The following is a 19,251-nucleotide window of genomic DNA, read 5'->3' on the forward strand; positions in this document are numbered from 1 at the left end:
CGACAGCCAGAGCTCCGACGAGGGCTTATGGAAGAATCAGTCGATACTGAAGATCTGCTCATCAATTTGGCGGTCGAGAGTTGGCGGCTGTGCCGTATGTTTCAGCGTTCGATCGACGCCAGCGACATCCGTGCGGCGGGCCGCCAATCGAACCAGATCCGATATTTCCAGCGTAAGCTCGACGATAGCCTCGCGCCCCTTGGTCTTCGTCTCGTCACTTTGGATGGGCAACCATACGACGTCGGCATGGCGGCGACAGCGCTCAATGCAGCCGACTTCGGCCCCGAAGACACCCTCTACGTCGATCAGATGATGGAGCCGATCGTGATGGGCCCCGATGGCGTCCGTCGCACCGGCACCATGATGCTCAGGAACTAGGCCAGTGGAATACGTAGGAATCGATCTCGGCACGACCAATAGCGCCATCGCCAGCTACGATGGTGAGGCAGTGGCGCTCTACAAGAGCCCCGAGCAGCACGACGTCACCCCTTCGGCCATCTTCATCGACCGGCGCGGCAACAAGTTCGTCGGTTCTCGTGCATACGCCAACGCCGCGCGCAATCCCGACAACGCGGCCACGCTGTTCAAGCGCATGATGGGGACGAGCACACCGGTCCGCCTGTCCGCCGTCGACAAGGTCATGACGCCGGAGGAGTGCTCGGCGGAGGTTCTGCGGACCGTGTTCGGCTATCTTCCCGAGGCGATGCGACGTGATGGTGACACGGGCACCGTCATTACGGTGCCGGCCGCGTTCAACCAGATGCAGAAAGACGCGACGCTGGCGGCGGCGGAGTCGGCCGGCATCGGCCGGGTGGCGCTGATGCAGGAGCCGGTCGCGGCCGTCATGAGCGTCATGCGGCAGCGCAATCGCGACGGCACGTTCCTGGTCTTCGATCTCGGCGGTGGCACGCTGGACATCGCCATCGCCCAGAGCATGAAGGGTCGCGTCAGCCTCCTCGCGCACGGCGGCGTCGAAATGTGCGGTGGTCGAGACATCGACCGCGCGCTGATGGACGAGGTGGTGAAGCCTTGGCTGGTCGAAACCTTCGATCTCGGTGAGGACTTCGTTGCCGACAAGCGCTTCAAGTCGCTCGTGCGGCTGGCGACCTGGGCCGCGGAGCGCGCGAAGATCGAGCTGTCGCGTGCCGATGACGCCGTTATCGCGCTGTCGGAAACCGAGATCGGCGTCCGGGATAACGCCGGCGAGGAGATCTACATCGACATCCCTATCGATCGGGCGAGTCTCGACCGGTTGATCGCGCCGATTCTCGACAAGGCGATCGATTCCGCACGCGCGACGCTCGATCAGGCTGGCATCAGCGCGCACGACGTCGATCGCGTCGTCTTCGTCGGCGGGCCCACTCAATACAAGCCGCTGCGCGACAAGGTGGCATTCGAACTCGGGATCGCCGCCTCCACGGACGTCAACCCGATGACGGCGGTCGCCGAGGGCGCGGCCATCTTCGCCGAGTCGATCGACTGGTCCACGCAGAGCCGCGGTCGCAAGGCCTCGCGCAGCTCCCTGTCGGCCACCGGGCTCGAATTCTCGTTCGTCGCGCGCACACCTGATGCATCGGCGCGGATCGTGGCGCGGAAGGTGGGTGCCGCCATCGGTGAGTTCCAGGTCGACAGCCTCGACACGGGGTGGTCCTCCGGTCGCAAGGAGCTGGAGGAGGGGGCGGCCATTGATCTGCCCTTGGCGAAGCCCGGCGAGAACGGCTTCCGCGTCTTCGTCTTCGACGCGAGCGGTGGCCCGGTGGGAATCGCCAACGATCGCATCGTCATCAGCCGGACGGCCGCGTCGATCGACGCCATCCCGGCCTCCCACACGATCAGTATCGAGGCGCTCGACGCCCGTGGTGGGGCAACGATCCTGGAGCCGCTCGTCCGCGCAGGCGACCCTCTTCCCAAGAAGGGCGTGGTCAAGTTTCGCGCCGGCGAGGCTCTTCGCGCGGGCAGCCCCGGCGCGCTCAACTTCAAGCTGTGGGAAGGCGACATCCGCGAACCCGTCGAGGACAACGTGTTCATCGGTACCTTCCGGGTGTCGGGATCCGACTTCGAGGACGGCGTGATCTCGGTGGGGTCGGAAATCCGGTGCGAATACGAGATTACCGACGGGGGGACGATCCGCCTCGACGTGTCGGTGGACGAGATCGGCGGCTCCTTCACGAGCGGGCACAACTACTACGCACGTCAGGATGCGCAGCTCGACTACGCGCAGGCGGCCGGCTTGGTGGCCGTCGAGGCCCAGACGACTATCGGACGGCTTGACGAGTTCGGCAGGCACATCGACGATCCCCGGGTCGGCGCGATCCGCGATCGGATCGCCAAGGCGGCGAGCCTTGATGTCGACCGTGCCGAACCCGAGGAGACCAAGCAGGCCCTCGACGAAATCCGCGCAGCACGCCGCGACATCTCGCAGGTCCGCAAGGATCATCTGAAGGTCATTCGCCAGATCGACCTCGATGCGATCGTTGCGAACTTCGATGGTTGGGGACGAGAGTTCGCGCGTCCCGAGGAGGCCAAGGCGTTCGATGCGCTCGTGCGGACGGCGCAGCATTCGATCGATATCGACGGCACGGACTTCGAGGCGCATCTGTCCGAGCTACGCTCGAAGAACATCGCGGCGTTGTGGCGGTCCGACGAGTTCATCGTCGAGCGCTTCCACTGGCTGTCGCGCAGCCCGGAGCAGTTCATCGACCAAGTCCGCTACGGCGCGCTCGTCCAACAGGGGCGCGCCGCCCTCGCCCGGCCAGACATGGCGACACTTCGCGATCTCCTCATCGCGCTGGACGAGCTGCGCTTCACGCGTGGCGGCGAGGAGGAGATGCTCGCGATGACCAACATCGTGAGGGGCTGATGCCAAGCTCACCGCTTCCCCAGGGAACGCCGTTGTCCGAGGGCAATGCTTTGGGTCACGTCATCCGCTCCGTCGACGACGCCTTCTGGATCCACGCGGTGAAGGGTGGGCGGCGCGTAGTCGTCATGATGCCCGCGTTCGTCTCGGCGGTCGGACTTGAGGCGGTTGGGTTCAAGAATCTGACGTTTGGCGGCGTCGACTACCGCTGCCATCTCGCCTCCGGTGCGCTCGACCTGCTTGAGTACCTGCCGCGGCCAGCTACGGTAGATCAGGCGCTGGCCTTCGCCAGCGCCCTCGCAGCGCTCGACGAGCCAGTGCGTGGCATCATCTACGACGAAATGGCGGGCATGCTCATTCCGTTCGATGTGCCCGCGATGCAGCCCTTGTCGAAGGCAGACGTCCTCGGCCGCTACATGACAGGCGGCGTCGAGGTTTCGGGTGATGACATAGTCGCGCTCACGCGCATCTGCCCCAAGTTCGATGAAGACGATCTCGAAGCGATCGCCGCGGCTGCCGGCTTGGCGGCAAAGAAGCCGATGCGGTCTGGCGGAGCCAGGACTCGGAAGGCCAGTGCCTCCACTTCGGGGGCATCACTGACGCCTATCGGACGCTTCGAACTGCCTGGGCGCAGCGCGCTTGCCGACTTCTTCAACGAGCACGTCATCGACATCGTGGCCGACGAGGAGCGCTACGCTGCGCTCGGGATCGGCTTTCCGGGCGGGATCATTCTTGAGGGGCCGACCGGTTGCGGCAAGACGTTCGCCGTCGAACGACTGGTAGAGCACCTTGGCTGGTTGAGCTTTCCCATCGAGGCGTCCAGCGTCGCCAGCCCATACATCCACGAGACATCGCGCAAGGTCGCTCAGGTATTCGCGGAGGCGATCAAGGCCGCCCCCTCCGTCATCGTCATCGACGAGATGGATGCGTTCCTGTCGAGTCGCGAAGCCGGGTCCCAGCAGCATCACGTCGAAGAGATCGCGGAATTCCTGCGTCGTATCCCGGAAGCGGCCAGGAACCGCGTGCTGGTGATCGGCATGACGAACCAAGTCGATGCGATCGATCCTGCCATCTTGCGTCGCGGCCGCTTCGACCACGTGATCCACGTCGATAACGCCGGTCGGGAAGAGATTGTCGGCCTGCTGCATTCCTTGCTCGCCGACATCCCGAACGACGTGGACGACCTTAACGGGATCGCGAACCGGCTGGCCGGCCGTCCGCTATCGGACGTGGCCTTTGTCGTCCGTGAGGCTGGACGACTGGCCGCACGCGCACGCAAGGAGCGTATCGGGGCAGATGAAATCGCAGCGGCGCTGTTGAAAAGTCCGTCGCGCAATGCCGACGACCAGCGCAGGATCGGGTTCTGACGATGACCGACTCAACCGGCAGAGGCTTTTACGGCCTTTCCGAATTCAGTACCGACGTCGATGCCGCGATCGCGAAGGCGGACCGGATCGCTGCCGGCCCGCGCCCCGCACCAGCTCCGGCGCCCGCACCTGCAACGCCGTCCACGCCGGTCCACAGCGATGGCGGAGCGTTCACTGGTGCCTTGAAGAAGGTGGGAGGGTGGATTCTCGCCATCGGCCTTCTCTTCGCGATCAAGGCCTGCATATTTGGCGGGATTCGTGCCGTGAGCGACAGCGGCTCCACGTCACCGTCCTATTCATCGTCAAGTTCCACGGATCAGTCGGGTGAATACGTCACCGACATGAACGACCCAAGCTCCATGACGGATAACATGACCGCGGTCGATGGGGCAGAAGGCACCTCTACGATCGGCGAGGCGCTGGACGCGGCGGATGCCGGCACGTCCACCACGCAGGAGCAAGTGGCACAGGATGATGGCGCGATGGCCAAGCCGATGCCGGGCTACGCCAACCTCAGCGTATCTGAGGTCCGCTATTGCCTCGCGGAGGACGTTCGCATCGCCGCGCAGAAGGCGGAACTCGACGGCTTGCAATACAGCGATGTGGACCGCTTCAATCGCAACGTGGACGGCTTCAACGACGCCGTGAACGACTACAACAGCCGCTGCGTCAATCGATCCATCATGTCGAGCGATCGGCCGCTCGCCATGTCGCAGGTCGAACAGCAGCGTTCGCAGCTTCAGGCGGAGGGGCGCGATCGTGTCCAGTGAGAGCCACATGACGACAACCAACCCCTTTGCCGTGCTCGGCGTCACGACGCGGGATGACCGGGCGCGGATCATGGAGGCAGCTGAGGATCGCTCTGACGTTCTCGACCCGGAAATCTGTTCGCAGGCGCGGGCGACGCTCACCAACCCCCGCAAGCGCCTTGAGGCGGAAATCGGCTGGTTTCCAGGCACGTCGCCGAAGGTCGCCGAGCAGGCGCTGTCGACACCGGTGACACGCATCAGCCAGTTGCCGCTTGCGGGGCTGGCCAAGGCCAACGGCCTCACGATCGCCGCCGAGAACTGGACACCTGCCGGGATTGCGGAGCTCCGTTCGTTCCTGGATGAGCTGAGCGCCGCTGTCGACGAAGTCGATCTCCATCAGGTCCTGCGCGAGATCAACGAGGACCGCGAGATCGCGGGCTTCCCATCGTTTTCATCCGCCGAGGCTGCCGAAGACATCCTGCGTGATCGCCGCCAAGGCTGGCGCCGGTCAGCGATGACGGTGATGGAGCGGACGCCGACGGCCGAGATGGCGGAAGCGATGTTCCTGCTCGTCGACGAGCTCGAGGCCGAGGAACGCTTTCCCCTGTTCATGCACGAACTGATCGCAGACTACGCTCTCCGCGCCCAGCCGTTCATGACCAAGGAGGTTGATGGCGCCGAGCGTCTCGTCGCCAAGGCAAGGGACCTTGCTGCTACGCGCCCGGACGCCCTTCCGCCCCTGTTCGAGGCCCTGAAGGAGCTTCTCGTCACATGGGACGAACTGACCCACCCGATCCAGGTCAGCGCGACGTTGCTTGGTCGCAAGGACTCGGACAGCGAAAACCTCGCATTCGCCGTCCGTGGGCTGTCGATCGACCTGTATAACGATCACCACCTGATCGATGAGGCGCGGCAGGTTTCCGCCATGGTCGGCGCGAGCTTCTCAGCCCTGCCTCGCATCGCGAATCAGGTCGCCGAGGACGCCAAAGCGCTCGAGAAGCTGGCCGCCGAGGCTGCGCAGGAAGATGCCGACCTTTCCTATGCAGCGGACATCGGCACGTTCAGCAAGACCCGTCTCGCCATCGACAAGGCGGGAATCGAGTGGCGAGGCAGAAGGACGGCGCTGTCCTCGGTCCGTGGTGTGCGATGGGGTGCGGTGAGAAAGTCGGTCAACGGCATTCCGACCGGCACCGACTACCTGATCGCCTGGACCGACGGTAGCTCGACCACCACAGCCGAGTTCAAGAACGGCGCCATCTTTGAGGCGTTCGTCCCGAAGCTATGGAAGGGCGTCGGATTCCGGCTCGTCAACGAGATGATGAAAGAACTCGGCGCGGGCGGTGAACTGCGGTTCGGCAGCATGATCGTTCACGACGACACAGTGGTGCTGACAAAGCGCAAGTTCCTCGGCAGCGAGCCGGCGGAGTTCGCTTGGGCGGACGTAAGCGTTTCGACAGCCGATGGAGCGTTCATCGTCAACGGCCCGAAGGGATCCAAGGCTTCGGCCTCCATGGCGTATCGGGAGATCGACAACATCCACTTCTTCGAGGGTCTGGTCCGGCAGGCCTTTAAGAACGGACGTGTTCGACTGAGCGAAGCCTTCGGCTAAGGCGGCGATTGCGCCACACCTGCAATTCGTGACCGCTTTCCGGAAGCCAACTGGCCTACCCATTGATTATATTAAGTCACCGGGGGGCCTACTACCGACGAAAACCGGATTGCGGTGGTATTAACGATTGCCTGGTAGCGCCCGGTTATGTGGCGATCCTCGATGACCCCGGGCGTTGCCCAATTGCCGAAAGGCATGTGCCTCAGGCCGGAAAGCGCCCGAGCGCTGCTGCACGCCGAGCGGTTCGCGCGCAAGGCCCTGTCGCCGATGGATACCTCGATCACCATCGAGTTCAGCTCGGCGCTGGCTAGTAGGATGCAGCCCTATATGCTGTTCCGGAAAATCTGGGAGAACACGCGGCGCGCGTGGAACTACCGCGTGAAGCAGGGCAAGGCGCACGGCACCTTCGATGCGATCGCCGTGTGGGAGCAGCCAGCGCACGGACCGATCCATGTGCATTGGCTGCTGCGCTGGTCCCCGCTCGACCGGGACGACCTCGAACGGCGCATCCGCCGCGCGCTGAAGAAGCTCGCGCCCGCCATGCCCGACCGCTGCCTGATGGTGCAGCCTGCGAAGACGACGAGCAAGTTCGCCAAATACATGGCGAAGGGGATCGACGCTCCCTACGCCGCCCATTTCTATCTGACGCACTCGCCGCAAGGGCCGATCCCCCATCGCCGGATCATCATCTCCCGGTCCCTGGGACCGACGGCGCGCAAGATCTATCGCCAGAAGACCGGGCTTTCGCCGATCTGACGCCCGCGCCGATCGAAAGCGGATTGCATGTCCCCGTCGCGGACAGGCAAAGGTGTCGCCATGAACGCCGTCGAAATCGAAGAAGCCGTATCCGATCTGGCGCTCCAGCCGTTCGACCCCGCCGAGTTCGCCTTCCGCTTCCTCGCGGCGTTCAGCGCGCGGGACACCACCCTCAAGCGGCTGCGCAAGGGCGACTCGAACCAGTCCGACGTGCCCGGCGGCGTGTTGTGGCGCGGGAACATCCACCTCGCGGCCGCCCCGGCGGGCCAAGTCGCCACTACCCTTGCGGCCCTGCGTGCCAGCCCCAGGACGACGGCACAGAAGGCCAAGTTCATCCTCGCCACCGACGGCGAGACGGTGGAGGCCGAGGACCTGATCGGCGGCGACGTCATCGCCTGTGCCTATGCCGACCTGCCGCGCCACTTCGCGACCTTCCTGCCGCTGGCCGGAATCTCGACGGTCAAGGAGATCAAGAACAACCCCATCGACGTGAAGGCGACGGGGCGGCTCAACAAGCTGTATGTCGAGCTGCTCAAGGACAATCCCGACTGGGCGACCGAGAAGCGGCGGCACGAGCTGAACCAGTTCATGGCGCGGCTGATCTTCTGCTTCTTCGCCGAGGACACCGGCATCTTCCACGAGAACCAGTTCACCGCGACCATCACCCAGATGAGCCACGCCGGCCACGGCAGCGGCGACGAGCAGTGGGGCAACACCCACGACGTGCTGACCGAGATGTTCCGCGCCATGGACACGCCGGTCACACATGAAGGCAACCTTGATCCCCGCCACCGCATCGCCGCCGCCATCCGGCCCTATGCCGATGTCTTCCCTTACGTGAACGGCGGCTTGTTCACCGGAGCGACCGACAGCCCGCGCTTCAGCCGCACTGCGCGCGCGTACCTGCTGCGTGCGGGCGAGCTCGACTGGAAAGAGATCAACCCCGACATCTTCGGATCTATGATCCAGGCGGTCGCCGACGACGGCGAGCGCGGCGAGCTCGGCATGCACTATACCAGCGTGCCCAACATTCTGAAGGTGCTGAACCCGCTGTTCCTCGACGATCTGCGCGCGAGCCTGGAGGCGGCGGGCGACAGCAGGCAGCGCCTGCGCAACCTGCGCAAGCGGCTGGGCAGCATCCGCGTGTTCGATCCCGCCTGCGGCAGCGGCAATTTCCTCGTCATCGCCTACAAGGAGATGCGCGCCATCGAGGCGGCGATCGTCGCGAAGCTGGGCGGCGAGGACAACCTCAAGCTGGCCGACCGCCGCAGCGTCATCCCGCTCTCCAATTTCTACGGCATCGAGATCAAGGGCTTCGCCGCCGAGATCGCCCGCCTGGCGCTGCTGATCGCCGAGTTCCAGGCGGACTGCCTGTACCTCAGCCAGCAGGAAGCCCGCGCGATGGTGTTGCCATTGCACAAGACCGGGCAGATCACCGTGGGGAATGCGTTGCGGCTGGATTGGATGGAGGTGTGTCCGCCGGTGCGAGGGGCAACGGGCGCGGAGCATGCTTTGGGCGGGCCGACGGGGCGGCTGGCGCTGGACGCCAGCGGGAGTGAAGCTGTTGTTGAAGACGAAACATACATCTGTGGAAACCCGCCCTACAAAGGCTTTACCTACCAAAGTGCTGAGCAGAAGGCAGATTTAGAACATTTGCTTTCACAGCGCCTTAGCAGCTTTAGATCACTCGATTATGTTGCGGGTTGGTTCGTAAAGGGGAGAGATTATATTTCGGCCCAAACCGGCTCACTCGCATTTGTTACTACCAATTCGATTTGCCAAGGCGAAGTCGTCCCGAACCTATGGCCTATATTGTTGGAAAACGGTTTCCGTATTTCGTTTGCCCATACGTCGTTCAAATGGCGAAATCTTGCCAGTAACAATGCAGGCGTAACCGTAGCCATTGTTGGCTTGACCAAGTCTCGCATCAGCTCTGCGTGGCTATACGATGACGTGGAGGCAGGTGAAATTCAGGCCCGCGCGGTCGAGGCAATCAGTCCGTATCTTGTCGCGGGTCAGAGCCGGATTGTTGTTGGCAGACCGCTGCCCGGACAGGGCACAGCTCGAATGCTATGGGGCAACAAGCCAACAGACGGAGGTAATTTGATCCTGGATGAAGCCGAACGCCATGCTATCCTTGAGACGTTTCCAGAAGCAACACGCTTCATTCGGCCATTCTTGGGATCAGCCGAATTCATCAGAGGAACGCAGCGTTATTGTCTTTGGATAGAAGACGAAAACGTCGCTGCCGCGGAAGCGATACCGGCCATTGCTACTCGCCTTGAGGCGGTGCGGCAGTTTCGGGCTGCGAGCGTAGCTGCAAGCACGCGCCCGGCCGCTGCGTATCCCCATCGATTCCGTCAGATACAGGAAACCGCCAAACGATCGACGATCATCGTCGCCAGTGTTAGCTCTGAGGGACGCCCTTACCTGCCGGTTGACCTGTTACAGGGCTCCGCAATTATTTCGAACCTTGCCTTTGCTCTATATGATGCACCGCTGTGGACGATGGCTCTTATCGCGTCGCGCTTGCATCTTGTCTGGATAGCTACAGTCTGTGGGAAGCTGAAAACCGACTTCCGTTATTCCAACACCCTCGGCTGGAACACCTTTCCTGTCCCAAAGCTCACCGAGCAGGACAAGGCGGACCTGACCCGCACTGCCGAGAACATCCTGCTCGCCCGTGAGGCGCATTTCCCCGCAACCATCGCCGATCTCTACGACCCCGAAGCGATGCCAGACGACCTGCGCCGCGCGCATGACGAGAATGACGAGGTGTTGGAGCGCATCTATATCGGCCGCCGCTTCCGCAACGACACCGAACGGCTGGAAAAGCTGTTCGACCTCTATACCAAGATGACTGCGGCGGCCGGTGTAAAGGCCAAACCGCCGCGCAAGATACAATGACGCAGATTTGCACTCATTGCGGCGAGCCCGTCGAGTTTCGCTTCATAGATGGGCGTCGAGTACCACTCCACGTATCCGGCACCTGTGGGAACGTTATTTATGCTGGTGATGAGCGGGTCATAAAGCAGAATGGAAACGGCGACTGCCGCATGACGTCCTGCCCATCATGCCGAATGGAGGTGTTCTTCCTGCGGCATAACGGCGGTTCAGTATGGATCGAGCCGCCGCTTGGCCCACCATGGACGATCCATCCCTGCTTCGAAAGGGAGCAAGCTGCGGCCGGCGCTGATCGTATTTCGCCGGCAACATTCTCTCGCCTTGGTGCATGTGATGGCTTGATAGTTGGTGTGGTGCAAGGCTCGGAAGTCGGCCAAAGCCGCGATCCTACCGTGCTTCGTATTGCAGTCGGAATGAACGCCGACTTAGTAATTGTGGTCAAGGGTGGAGCAGACTGGCTTGTTGGGAAACTCGTCGGTATTGTTCCATTTGCTCGAATCATTCATCCGCTCGACGATTCCTCAGTGTCAATGCAGATTGTCGGAACTGTTAGCGGCCCCAGCCATATTATCGGCAAAGGAACTGGGCTGAACGCGCCGATGTCCGAGGCGGAAGCATTCAAAATCAATATGGGAATTCGACATGGGTCGCTAACGCCGCTGCAGTTTCGTGCCCTCCTAAAGCACAAAGGGAGCGGTCTCTCGGGAAAGTGGAAGCTGACGGAGCTTCTAGCGCTTGTTCCATTCCTTGTAGGCCGAGAATTTGATCGTGCGGTTCATGCTACCGCAATTGCTGTCCTTGAGGCAGCGGCCTTGCACGGCGATTGCTCGGCAGCTGTAAATTTGGCCAGATTGCTCCCGAAGCCTAAGCGGAAGCGCTTCGATCGATGGCTCCGCATCCATTCGCCGATTTCGCTCGACTTGACGCGCCGGGAGCGCAAGGCCTTCATCGTGAAAGCGCGCGATGGATCACACCATCCATACTGCCTCGATCTAGCTAGAGTGACGGCTATATGAGAGTGAATTTTCAGTGAGTTCTGCGACCATCCCCGCCGTCCGCCTCGTCACCGGCCAGACCGGTGCGTCCTCAAGCGCCAACGAACTCGGCATGCGCGTCATGCAGGCGCGCGCTTATGCCCGTCGCGGCGAGCAATATCTGCTCATCAAGTCGCCCCCCGCCTCGGGCAAGTCCCGCGCGCTGATGTTCATCGCGCTCGACAAGCTGCACAACCAGAACGTTCCCCAGGCGATCATCGTCGTGCCCGAACGCTCGATCGGCGGCAGCTTCGCCGACGAACCGCTGACCGAACACGGCTTCCATTGGGACTGGACGGTCCGGCCGCACTGGAACCTGTGCAACACCCCCGGCGCGGAGGACGTGCGGGTCGCGAAGTCGAAGGTGAAGGCGGTGGCGGAGTTCCTCGGCAGCGATGACAAGGTTCTTGTCTGTACCCACGCCACCTTCCGCTTCGCCATCGACGAGTTGGGGATCGATGCCTTCGATCGCCGCCTGATCGCGGTGGACGAATTCCACCACGTCTCGGCCAACCCCGACAACCGGCTGGGCGCGCAGCTCGGAAGCCTGATCGCGCGGGACAAGGTGCATCTGGTCGCGATGACCGGCAGCTATTTTCGCGGCGACTCCGTCGCGGTGCTGACGCCCGAGGATGAGGCGCGGTTCGTCACGGTCAGCTACACCTATTACGAGCAGCTCAACGGCTACCGCTGGCTCAAGACGCTAGATATCGCCTACAGCTTCTACACCGGCCGCTATGTCGACAAGATCAACACGCTACTCGATCCGGCGGTGAAAACGATCGTCCACATCCCCTCGGTCAACAGCCGGGAAAGCACCAAGGACAAGCACCGCGAGGTCGAGGAGATCATGGATCACCTCGGCCGGTGGCAGGGCACCGACGAGGCGACCGGCTTCCACCTGATCGAGACGGCGGACGGCCGCACGATCCGGGTCGCCGATCTGGTCGACGACGATCCTGCCCGGCGCGACCGCGTGGCGGCGGCGCTGAAGAGCCCGGCGGCGCGTACCGACCGCGATCATGTCGACATCATCATCGCGCTGGGCATGGCGAAGGAGGGGTTCGACTGGATCTGGTGCGAACATGCGCTGACCGTCGGCTATCGCTCTAGCCTGACCGAGATCATCCAGATCATCGGCCGCGCCACCCGCGACGCGCCGGGCAAGACGGTCGCGCGCTTCACCAACCTGATCGCCGAACCGGCCGCCGCCGACGACGTGGTGGCCGAGGCGGTGAACGATACCCTGAAAGCGATCGCCGCCAGCCTATTGATGGAGCAGGTCCTGGCTCCTCGCTTCGAGTTTACGCCGAAGGGCACCGGGCCGCAGCAGGGCTACGACTATGGCCCCGATGGCTATGTCGAGGGGCGCACCAACGTGGGCTTCAACGAGGAACGCGGCCAGTTCCATTTCGAGCTGAAGGATCTGGTGCAGCCAACCACGCCCGAGGCGCGGCGCGTGTGCGAACAGGACATCAACGAGGTCATCACCAGCTTCATCCAGGACCGCCAGGCGATCGAGCGCGGCATGTTCGATCCGGAGGTCGTGCCCGAGGAACTGACCCAGGTCCGCATGGGCAGGATCGTGCGCGATCGCTACCCCGAGATGAGCGAGACCGACCAGGAGGCGATCCGCCAGCACGCCATCGCCGCGCTCAACATCACGCAGCAGGCGGCGAAGATCGTGACCGAGACGGCGACCGAGGACAGCGGCACGGGCGAGCTGAAGGCCAACACCAACTTCGTCGATGGCGTACGCAAGTTCATGAACGTCCGCGAGCTCGACATCGACCTGATCGACCGGATCAACCCGTTCGACGCCGCCTATGCCATTCTCGCCAAGGCGATGAACGAAAGCACTTTACGCCAGGTGCAGGCGGCGATCTCCGCGCGCAAGGCCACGCTGACCGAGGACGAGGCCCGTGCCTTTGCCGTGCGCGCCGTGCAGTGGAAGCGCGAACGCGGCCGCGCGCCCGAAGCGACGTCGCAGGACCCGTGGGAACGCCAGCTGGCGCAGGGCGTCGCCGCCTTCGCCCGCTTCCGTCAGAAGGCAGCCGCCGCCCATGGCTGACATGACCGACGACGACATCCTCGCCGAACTGGGCGTCGACCTGACCCCCAAGAAGGTCCGCGTCCGCACCCCGCGCGAGGAACGGATCATCGCGGGGTTCGAGGATATCGTGAAGTTCCGCGCGGAACATGGCCGCGCACCCCGGCACGGCGAGGATCGGGACATCTTCGAACGCCTCTACGCCGTCCGCCTGGACCGGCTGCGCGCGCAGCCCGACTGCCGCGCCCTGCTGGCGGACCTGGACACATACGCCCTGCTCGACGACGCACCGGACGAGGTGCCCCTCGACGATGACGCACTCCTAGCCGAACTGGGCATCGAAACCCAGGCCGCAGAGGACATTACCCAGCTACGCAACGTTCGCTCGAATGCCGAGCGATCCGCCGCCGACCAGGTCGCCACCGCGACACGCTGCGAGGATTTCGCGACGTTCAAGCCGCGTTTCGAGCAGGTCCAGGCCGACCTCGATGCTGGCACGCGGACGACACGCCCATTCGTCCGCGATCTTGGCATGTCGAAGGCAGACATCAAGCAGGGTGAGTTCTTCATCGTCGGCGGGCAAATTGCATACGTGGCAAGTGTCGGCGATCCGATCGCAGCACCCAATGGGGAAGTCGATGCCCGCCTGCGCGTCGTCTATTCGAACGGCACGGAAAGCAACCTGCTGCTTCGCTCGCTTCAGCGCGCCCTGTATAAGGACGAGGGTGGTCGTCGGATCAGCGAACCGAACGCCGGCCCCTTGTTCGGCGACCATGGTGGTGCCGAAAGCGAACCTGAGCGCTTGTCGACCGGCACGCTATATGTCCTGCGCAGTCGGTCGACTCATCCTACCATCGCGGCCCATCGCGAACTGATCCACAAGATCGGCATTACTGGCGGCAAGGTAGAAACCCGGATCGCCGGCGCCGCCGACGACGCGACTTACCTTCTCGCGGATGTCGATGTGGTTGCCACCTACACCCTGCACAATGTGCATCGCTCGCGGCTGGAAGCTCTTGTCCATCGCATCCTTGCCAGCGTTCGATACGACGTCGAAATTCCCGATCGGTTCGGCAAGCCTGTCCGCCCACGAGAATGGTTTCTCGTGCCACTCTCGATCATCGACGAGATCGTGGACCGGATCGACGACGGGACGCTAGTTGGCATGACCTATGATCCCAAGACAGCAAGGCTGATATTGGAAGCTGTCTGACCGTTGTTGGACGACCGTAGCGTATGCCGTCGTCCGGCTAGCCGGCACATTCTGGCTGGGTTAGGCAGCGCCAATCACATGATGGCATGACCAGAATGTGATCCTCCTTGAGAACACATCCTAATCATCTATTTCTGATCGGGCCGACCCAGTCGCAGATATTCCGGATCCCATTCCCGCTCCCAGCTTCAGACACTCGTTCATGTCTGGTCGGCGTCTCGAACGGCAACCGTGAAATGAAGAAATCTGGGACAAACCCGTCATTCCCTCCCTATTCACCAAATGTCGGCTTCCGACGCGAGCGGACTTGGCACCTCAGGCGAGCCGCAAGGAAAAGGAGCAAGGCTAGCGCAGGCATCCCAAGGGAAACGGGGGCCGAGGCGACGTGGGTGCGAGCTAAACCAGTTGACTTAGGAGGGGGCGAACCAAGATGGGGAAGGTTCCGACAAGGCCGCTGACGGGCATAATCCCCAGAACGTCGAGTTCCGGTTGGCTTCAGGAACGGCTCCTATCAACGGATTGCGGAAAAGCCAAAAGCCGGATGCCGACGAAAGGAAAGTCAGAGCGACTAGCGTGACGGCAGAGGTTCGCCGTTCACTTGCGATTTGACGATGTCCAGTGCGACCTTAGCTCCAACAACCCACCGGCGGCTTCTGGCCGCTGACTCATAGTTTATCGCGCTCGGCTCGTAGCTTCGGGCCGGACGCTTGCAAATTTGGGTCGACCGGGTGTTCGTTGCCGGCGCAAGGATGAGGGCTGTTGATGCATCGAGAGGGACACGCAATCCGCGTCTGAGCTGTCCAGGATCGAAGAGAACGCCCTGATCACCAAGCACAAAGCTGTGCGGCGGCGCGGTTATCAAGGTCCATTCGAGGGCGAGAAGAACGTCCCGCAGCTTCTCCCGTCCATCTGATACCCGGATCAAATCCGTGAAGGGCAACTCGACCATCCAGTCATCAGCCTCAAGGCTGAGCTGAATTTTGGCTATCTCGAGCGCAGCCTGCTTCAGGCCGAGATCTTTGATATGATCATAGTCCTGCTCTGGTACTAGATCGCCAAAATACGTCTGGAAATCTGTAAAGTCTTTAGAAGAGAATACCTCAATGAAAAGCCGGGACAGGAAGCGCTGAGCTCCACGAGAATAGTCAAATAGCCGCTGCGGATCGCGCATGATCTGGACAGAGAAATATTCGGCGAGCGCAGTCCTCGCATTATCCGATGTGTCGCCCCCAAGGACGGCAGACATTGCCTTGGCGCCCCTATCATCGATTACCTGCAGATCCTGCGTTTCGATAGACGTGTCATCAGCACCCGCGCGGTCCAGCGTATAGAGGTCTGTGATCTTCATGATCTTCTTTGACGATCGAAACTTCACTTCGCCGGTGTCATGATCGTAGGAATAAAGCTGTCCGTCGTCGTCGCCAAAGCGTTTGATCCACGATTGAGTCACGAAATGATGTTCGCGAGGCGGGCTTGCTGCCGTCATGCCGAGGCTCCCTTAGTAGCGGGACAGAGCGTGGCGATCGTCTCGCGCGCATTCCTGCCGATCAGTATGATCATGTAGAAGTTGCCGTACAGCCGCCCCGGCTGATTAGCGCGCTTGCCTTCCCCCTCATTCGTACATGGGGTCGTTAGAGCCTACGGAGGAACCGGAGCGCCAGCCTTCCGCCTGAGCTTCGCGACTGATCTCCAGAGCCGCGTGGAATGGGATGGTATCTTCCGGCGGCTTCGACACAATCATACCGAACTTAGTGCGGTTGCAGGTAAATCCTGCCCCTTCGAGCATCTGCACGACCGGCGCGACAAAGCCCTCTTTGAGCCGCTTACGCTCAGCGAATTCCTTCAACTCTGCGTTGGCGATGGTGACCGCCTGCATTGAGTTATGAACGGCAGCAGCAATGCCCCTCGCTGTCTCTTCCGCTGTCTTTCCACTCATATCCAGCCTCCAACCCTTGCCCAGCATAATTCCCTGTAAGGTTCCGTAATGCCTTCTAAGCGATCGTAACTCGGCCGTCAACGCAGGCGGTAACGCGTAAGCGGGCCTTCTTCCGGGCCGAGGCCTCTCCCGTTCGAGTTCGTGGAACCACATTGCCCCCGCGCACCAGTTCTAGGGGCGCTCTCTCCGGTTCGACGAAACCGTTGTCGGGGACGGAGGCGAATAATCCGTCTGGCGACCGGCAAAAAATCTCTTAAACGCCAATTGTGGAGCAGTCGCTTCCGACACTCGTCGATCGCAGTTGGCGACGCAGGCGGTTCGACGACGAACAGGCCGTTGTGCTCGGGCGCACCGGCTTGGTCTCATAGGTGACGCGGCGTCGAGCCCTGCAACCGAGACAACTGGCGCGCGGCATATAGCCCGCTCGGGTCGGCTAAACGGCTACTTTTGTCGCAAGCAGCCGTTCACGATTAGATGCGCGAACGTCGAGGTCTGGTCGTGAGCCGCCAGCGTTGCGACAACGCAGCCCCCCACCAGCGTCCTTCTTCAATTCCTTCGATCGAAAGTGACGTCACCCGCCCAGCAGTGGAAGCTCGCCGAAGACCAGCCCATGTTCGGTGACGCTACAGCGGACGCCGCCGCCCTCTGGCCAGCAGAACAGGCCAAGGCTCCAAAAGAGGCGCTCTACATGCCTGCTGAGCGTCGTCACGACGTTAAGGTCAAGCGCGCCCTCCTCCGTGTAGCAGGCCGCGAGGTCGCGGCCAAACAGCGTGATCCAGCTGCCCAGACCGTACATCGCGAGCCGCTCAGGCAGATCGTCGCCGTCAAACGGCTGCCCCTCGGCCAGGCCGTCCCGATGGCCAACCCAGTCGGCTGCATGGCCCAGCACCGCAGCTACAGTCTCGATTCCCACGAGGAAGGTATCATTGACGTCGCTCGGGCCGCTCATCCGCGACCGAGCAAAGGCGATCTCAGCCTTGGCGTGCTCAAAGCTGTCGATAACCAGATCGGCGTAGACCGTGCCCTCTGCAGGTGACACGTAGGCCGCATGCTTCGCGCTCCAGTATTTCGACGGGGCCCGTGCCACCGATAGATGCAGCTCGCGGCCCATTTCGTCCGGCTTAAAGGTAGTGCCCTCGCCGAACCGCGAGCTGTTGGCTATCCCAGCAAGCATCTTGACCAGCAGATGGAGGCACATCGCCCTCACGGCCGGGTCGCTTGAGGTCCACCCTTCCGCGACGCCCGCAGCCACGACCAGATGCTCCTTGTGCTTCCCATCGCGCAGCACGGTGACCGGCATTGCGACACCAGCGCCGTATGCCAAGGCACCGCTTGCGACCGGCGGGAGATCGGGGTCGCCGCGGTCGAGCTTGGCGAGAGCGTCCGGGTAGTCGGCGGCGATCGTGACGCCGTCCAGATCCTGCAGTGGAATGTCGCGGGACAGGGTTCCGACCACCGCCTGGAGGACGTCGGCGTATTCCTTCGCGAGAACGTCGTCGCCGAAATCGTGCAGCGTCACCCGGTATGAGAATTGCTCCCACTCGAACTGGCGCGGCACTGCGGGGGCGAACTCGCTTGGCGCCAGCGATCGCGCCTTCTCCGCATCCGCCACCGCCTCGGCGATCCCGTCGGCCATCGCCTTCGCTGGGCCACTCCCGATCGTTGCGGCGACACCGTCCTCATCTCGCGAACGCGCGCTGATGAAGAAGCCCTGGCAGGCCGCCGCGGCCTCGACGCCGAACGTCGAGAGATCGACCGGTTCGCTGGGGTTGAGGCGCCCCACGAGCATTCGATCGGTCGATAGCGGGAGAAGGACCAGCGTTGCGTAGGCTCCTCCAGTGAACAGAAGCGCTTCCAGCCTGCCATCGCCGGCCCGGGACAGGGCGACCGCGTCCGGCAGGATGAGGTCCGCTCCAGCTTCAACGGTCCAGGTGAAGCCCGCGAGTATTCCCACCCAGCCATGGTCATCGAGTGGCTTTGCGATCATGGTGTTGTGGCTGTCACGCACCATCGTGCCTAGCCCGCCGGACAGCCCTGGCAGCAGCGGCGACAGCACAGCCGCAACCTGCGAGGCGAATTCATCGCCACGCTCGCGCATCACGAACGTCAGGAGCCGCTCGCTGAACGCCGCCGGGATGCCGGCCGGCACCAGCTTCTGCGCGGAATCCTGGATCGCTTCCGTGACCGACGACGCCAGCGCCGGCCCAGAGAATCCGAGCATGCCCGCAAGGCGCGCAGGGTCCGTGAACAGGCTCTCGATCTCTTGGAAGAGGCTTGTTACGCCGATCGACAAGGTCTTTCGCAGATGGGCCGTCCGCATGACGAGGTGGGTAACCGTCCGCGCGGCGTGTTCCGGATCGATCACAGTCCCCGGATCAGAGAGGCGCAGCTCCTTAACGCCCCGGCTGAAGCTTTTCTCGAACTCGGTGATGGCGTCGTCCAGCGTGACCTCGCCGGGAATGCCCTTGCGAGAGTAGAACCAGTCCTCCACGCCGACGTCGGCGATCCCGACCAAGCGGGCGGGCGAACCCTGCCGATGAAGCCAGGTGCGCTCCGCGCCATCGCCTGAGCCGTTCGATTCGGACAGGAAGCCGCGCTGCAGAAACTTTGGAACGTAGTGCTGACGCTTTCCCGCCACTCGTCATTCCTCTCTTATCCGAAGCTGTCCTTTGCGGTCCTAACACACCGTATGAAGGGACGGCAGCTTACCGCAATCGCTGCTCGAAAGAGGACTGCCCAGTTTCCACCCCAACGCTACTGCAGATTAACCCTGCAG

At 62.6% G+C, this 19,251-nt stretch carries 13 protein-coding genes; 10 read left to right on the forward strand and 3 right to left on the reverse strand.

Annotated features, from left to right (window positions below):
- Positions 1–27 precede the first annotated feature (27 nt).
- The 10 genes from AAIO73_RS05505 to AAIO73_RS05550 all read left to right on the forward strand — a co-directional run bounded on the left by AAIO73_RS05505 (position 28) and on the right by AAIO73_RS05550 (position 14,539).
- Positions 28–378 carry a hypothetical protein gene (locus tag AAIO73_RS05505; protein WP_293966110.1) on the forward strand — a complete coding sequence of 117 codons (351 nt, stop codon included), beginning with the start codon at positions 28–30 and terminating at the stop codon, positions 376–378.
- 4 nt (positions 379–382) lie between these two features.
- Entirely contained in the window at positions 383–2,860 is a 2,478-nt protein-coding gene (locus AAIO73_RS05510) for an Hsp70 family protein (protein ID WP_345876737.1), read from the forward strand.
- Between the two features lie 32 nt (positions 2,861–2,892).
- On the forward strand, positions 2,893–4,224 hold the full coding sequence (locus tag AAIO73_RS05515; RefSeq protein ID WP_345876738.1) for an ATP-binding protein: 1,332 nt from the start codon (positions 2,893–2,895) through the stop codon (positions 4,222–4,224).
- A gap of 2 nt (positions 4,225–4,226) precedes the next feature.
- Positions 4,227–4,994 (forward strand): hypothetical protein, encoded by a 768-nt coding sequence (locus AAIO73_RS05520; RefSeq protein ID WP_345876739.1) that lies wholly within the window; start codon positions 4,227–4,229, stop codon positions 4,992–4,994.
- A gap of 7 nt (positions 4,995–5,001) precedes the next feature.
- Positions 5,002–6,582 carry a hypothetical protein gene (locus tag AAIO73_RS05525; RefSeq protein WP_110152610.1) on the forward strand — a complete coding sequence of 527 codons (1,581 nt, stop codon included), beginning with the start codon at positions 5,002–5,004 and terminating at the stop codon, positions 6,580–6,582.
- Positions 6,583–6,744: 162 nt separating this feature from the next.
- A complete protein-coding gene (locus AAIO73_RS05530) occupies positions 6,745–7,338 on the forward strand; it encodes a hypothetical protein (protein WP_345876740.1) in 594 nt (197 codons plus the stop codon).
- A gap of 60 nt (positions 7,339–7,398) precedes the next feature.
- A complete protein-coding gene (locus tag AAIO73_RS05535; protein ID WP_345876741.1) occupies positions 7,399–10,245 on the forward strand; it encodes a class I SAM-dependent DNA methyltransferase in 2,847 nt (948 codons plus the stop codon).
- Between the two features lie 173 nt (positions 10,246–10,418).
- Positions 10,419–11,258, forward strand: a complete 840-nt coding sequence (locus AAIO73_RS05540; protein WP_345876742.1) for a hypothetical protein — start codon at positions 10,419–10,421, stop codon at positions 11,256–11,258.
- A 13-nt stretch (positions 11,259–11,271) separates the two neighbouring features.
- Positions 11,272–13,347 carry a DEAD/DEAH box helicase gene (locus AAIO73_RS05545; protein WP_345876743.1) on the forward strand — a complete coding sequence of 692 codons (2,076 nt, stop codon included), beginning with the start codon at positions 11,272–11,274 and terminating at the stop codon, positions 13,345–13,347.
- Positions 13,340–14,539 (forward strand): GIY-YIG nuclease family protein, encoded by a 1,200-nt coding sequence (locus AAIO73_RS05550; protein WP_345876744.1) that lies wholly within the window; start codon positions 13,340–13,342, stop codon positions 14,537–14,539. Before AAIO73_RS05545 ends, AAIO73_RS05550 begins: the two co-directional genes overlap by 8 nt.
- Positions 14,540–15,107: 568 nt before the next feature.
- Here AAIO73_RS05550 and AAIO73_RS05555 read toward each other — a convergent pair.
- The 3 genes from AAIO73_RS05555 to AAIO73_RS05565 all read right to left on the reverse strand — a co-directional run bounded on the left by AAIO73_RS05555 (position 15,108) and on the right by AAIO73_RS05565 (position 19,113).
- Positions 15,108–16,025, reverse strand: a complete 918-nt coding sequence (locus AAIO73_RS05555; RefSeq protein WP_345876745.1) for a DUF4238 domain-containing protein — start codon at positions 16,023–16,025, stop codon at positions 15,108–15,110.
- Positions 16,026–16,151: 126 nt separating this feature from the next.
- The gene (locus AAIO73_RS05560; RefSeq protein ID WP_345876746.1) at positions 16,152–16,502 is read right to left on the reverse strand and encodes a hypothetical protein; all 351 of its coding nucleotides are present in this window, start codon (positions 16,500–16,502) and stop codon (positions 16,152–16,154) included.
- A gap of 544 nt (positions 16,503–17,046) precedes the next feature.
- Entirely contained in the window at positions 17,047–19,113 is a 2,067-nt protein-coding gene (locus tag AAIO73_RS05565; RefSeq protein WP_345876747.1) for a DUF4238 domain-containing protein, read from the reverse strand.
- Positions 19,114–19,251 lie beyond the last annotated feature (138 nt).

Origin of the sequence: Sphingomonas epibiotica (genome assembly GCF_039615155.1) — a bacterium.
In the GTDB taxonomy this organism is placed as follows: domain Bacteria; phylum Pseudomonadota; class Alphaproteobacteria; order Sphingomonadales; family Sphingomonadaceae; genus Sphingomonas.

Bases quoted from the DNA above. Each gene is read 5' to 3' on its own strand.
- AAIO73_RS05505 (WP_293966110.1), top strand. From the start codon at position 28: ATGGAAGAATCAGTCGATACTGAAGATCTGCTCATCAATTTGGCGGTC.
- AAIO73_RS05520 (WP_345876739.1), top strand. From the start codon at position 4,227: ATGACCGACTCAACCGGCAGAGGCTTTTACGGCCTTTCCGAATTCAGT.
- AAIO73_RS05525 (WP_110152610.1), top strand. From the start codon at position 5,002: ATGACGACAACCAACCCCTTTGCCGTGCTCGGCGTCACGACGCGGGAT.
- AAIO73_RS05530 (WP_345876740.1), top strand. From the start codon at position 6,745: ATGACCCCGGGCGTTGCCCAATTGCCGAAAGGCATGTGCCTCAGGCCG.
- AAIO73_RS05535 (WP_345876741.1), top strand. From the start codon at position 7,399: ATGAACGCCGTCGAAATCGAAGAAGCCGTATCCGATCTGGCGCTCCAG.
- AAIO73_RS05540 (WP_345876742.1), top strand. From the start codon at position 10,419: ATGGAGGTGTTCTTCCTGCGGCATAACGGCGGTTCAGTATGGATCGAG.
- AAIO73_RS05550 (WP_345876744.1), top strand. From the start codon at position 13,340: ATGGCTGACATGACCGACGACGACATCCTCGCCGAACTGGGCGTCGAC.
- AAIO73_RS05555 (WP_345876745.1), bottom strand. From the start codon at position 16,025: ATGACGGCAGCAAGCCCGCCTCGCGAACATCATTTCGTGACTCAATCG.
- AAIO73_RS05560 (WP_345876746.1), bottom strand. From the start codon at position 16,502: ATGCTGGGCAAGGGTTGGAGGCTGGATATGAGTGGAAAGACAGCGGAA.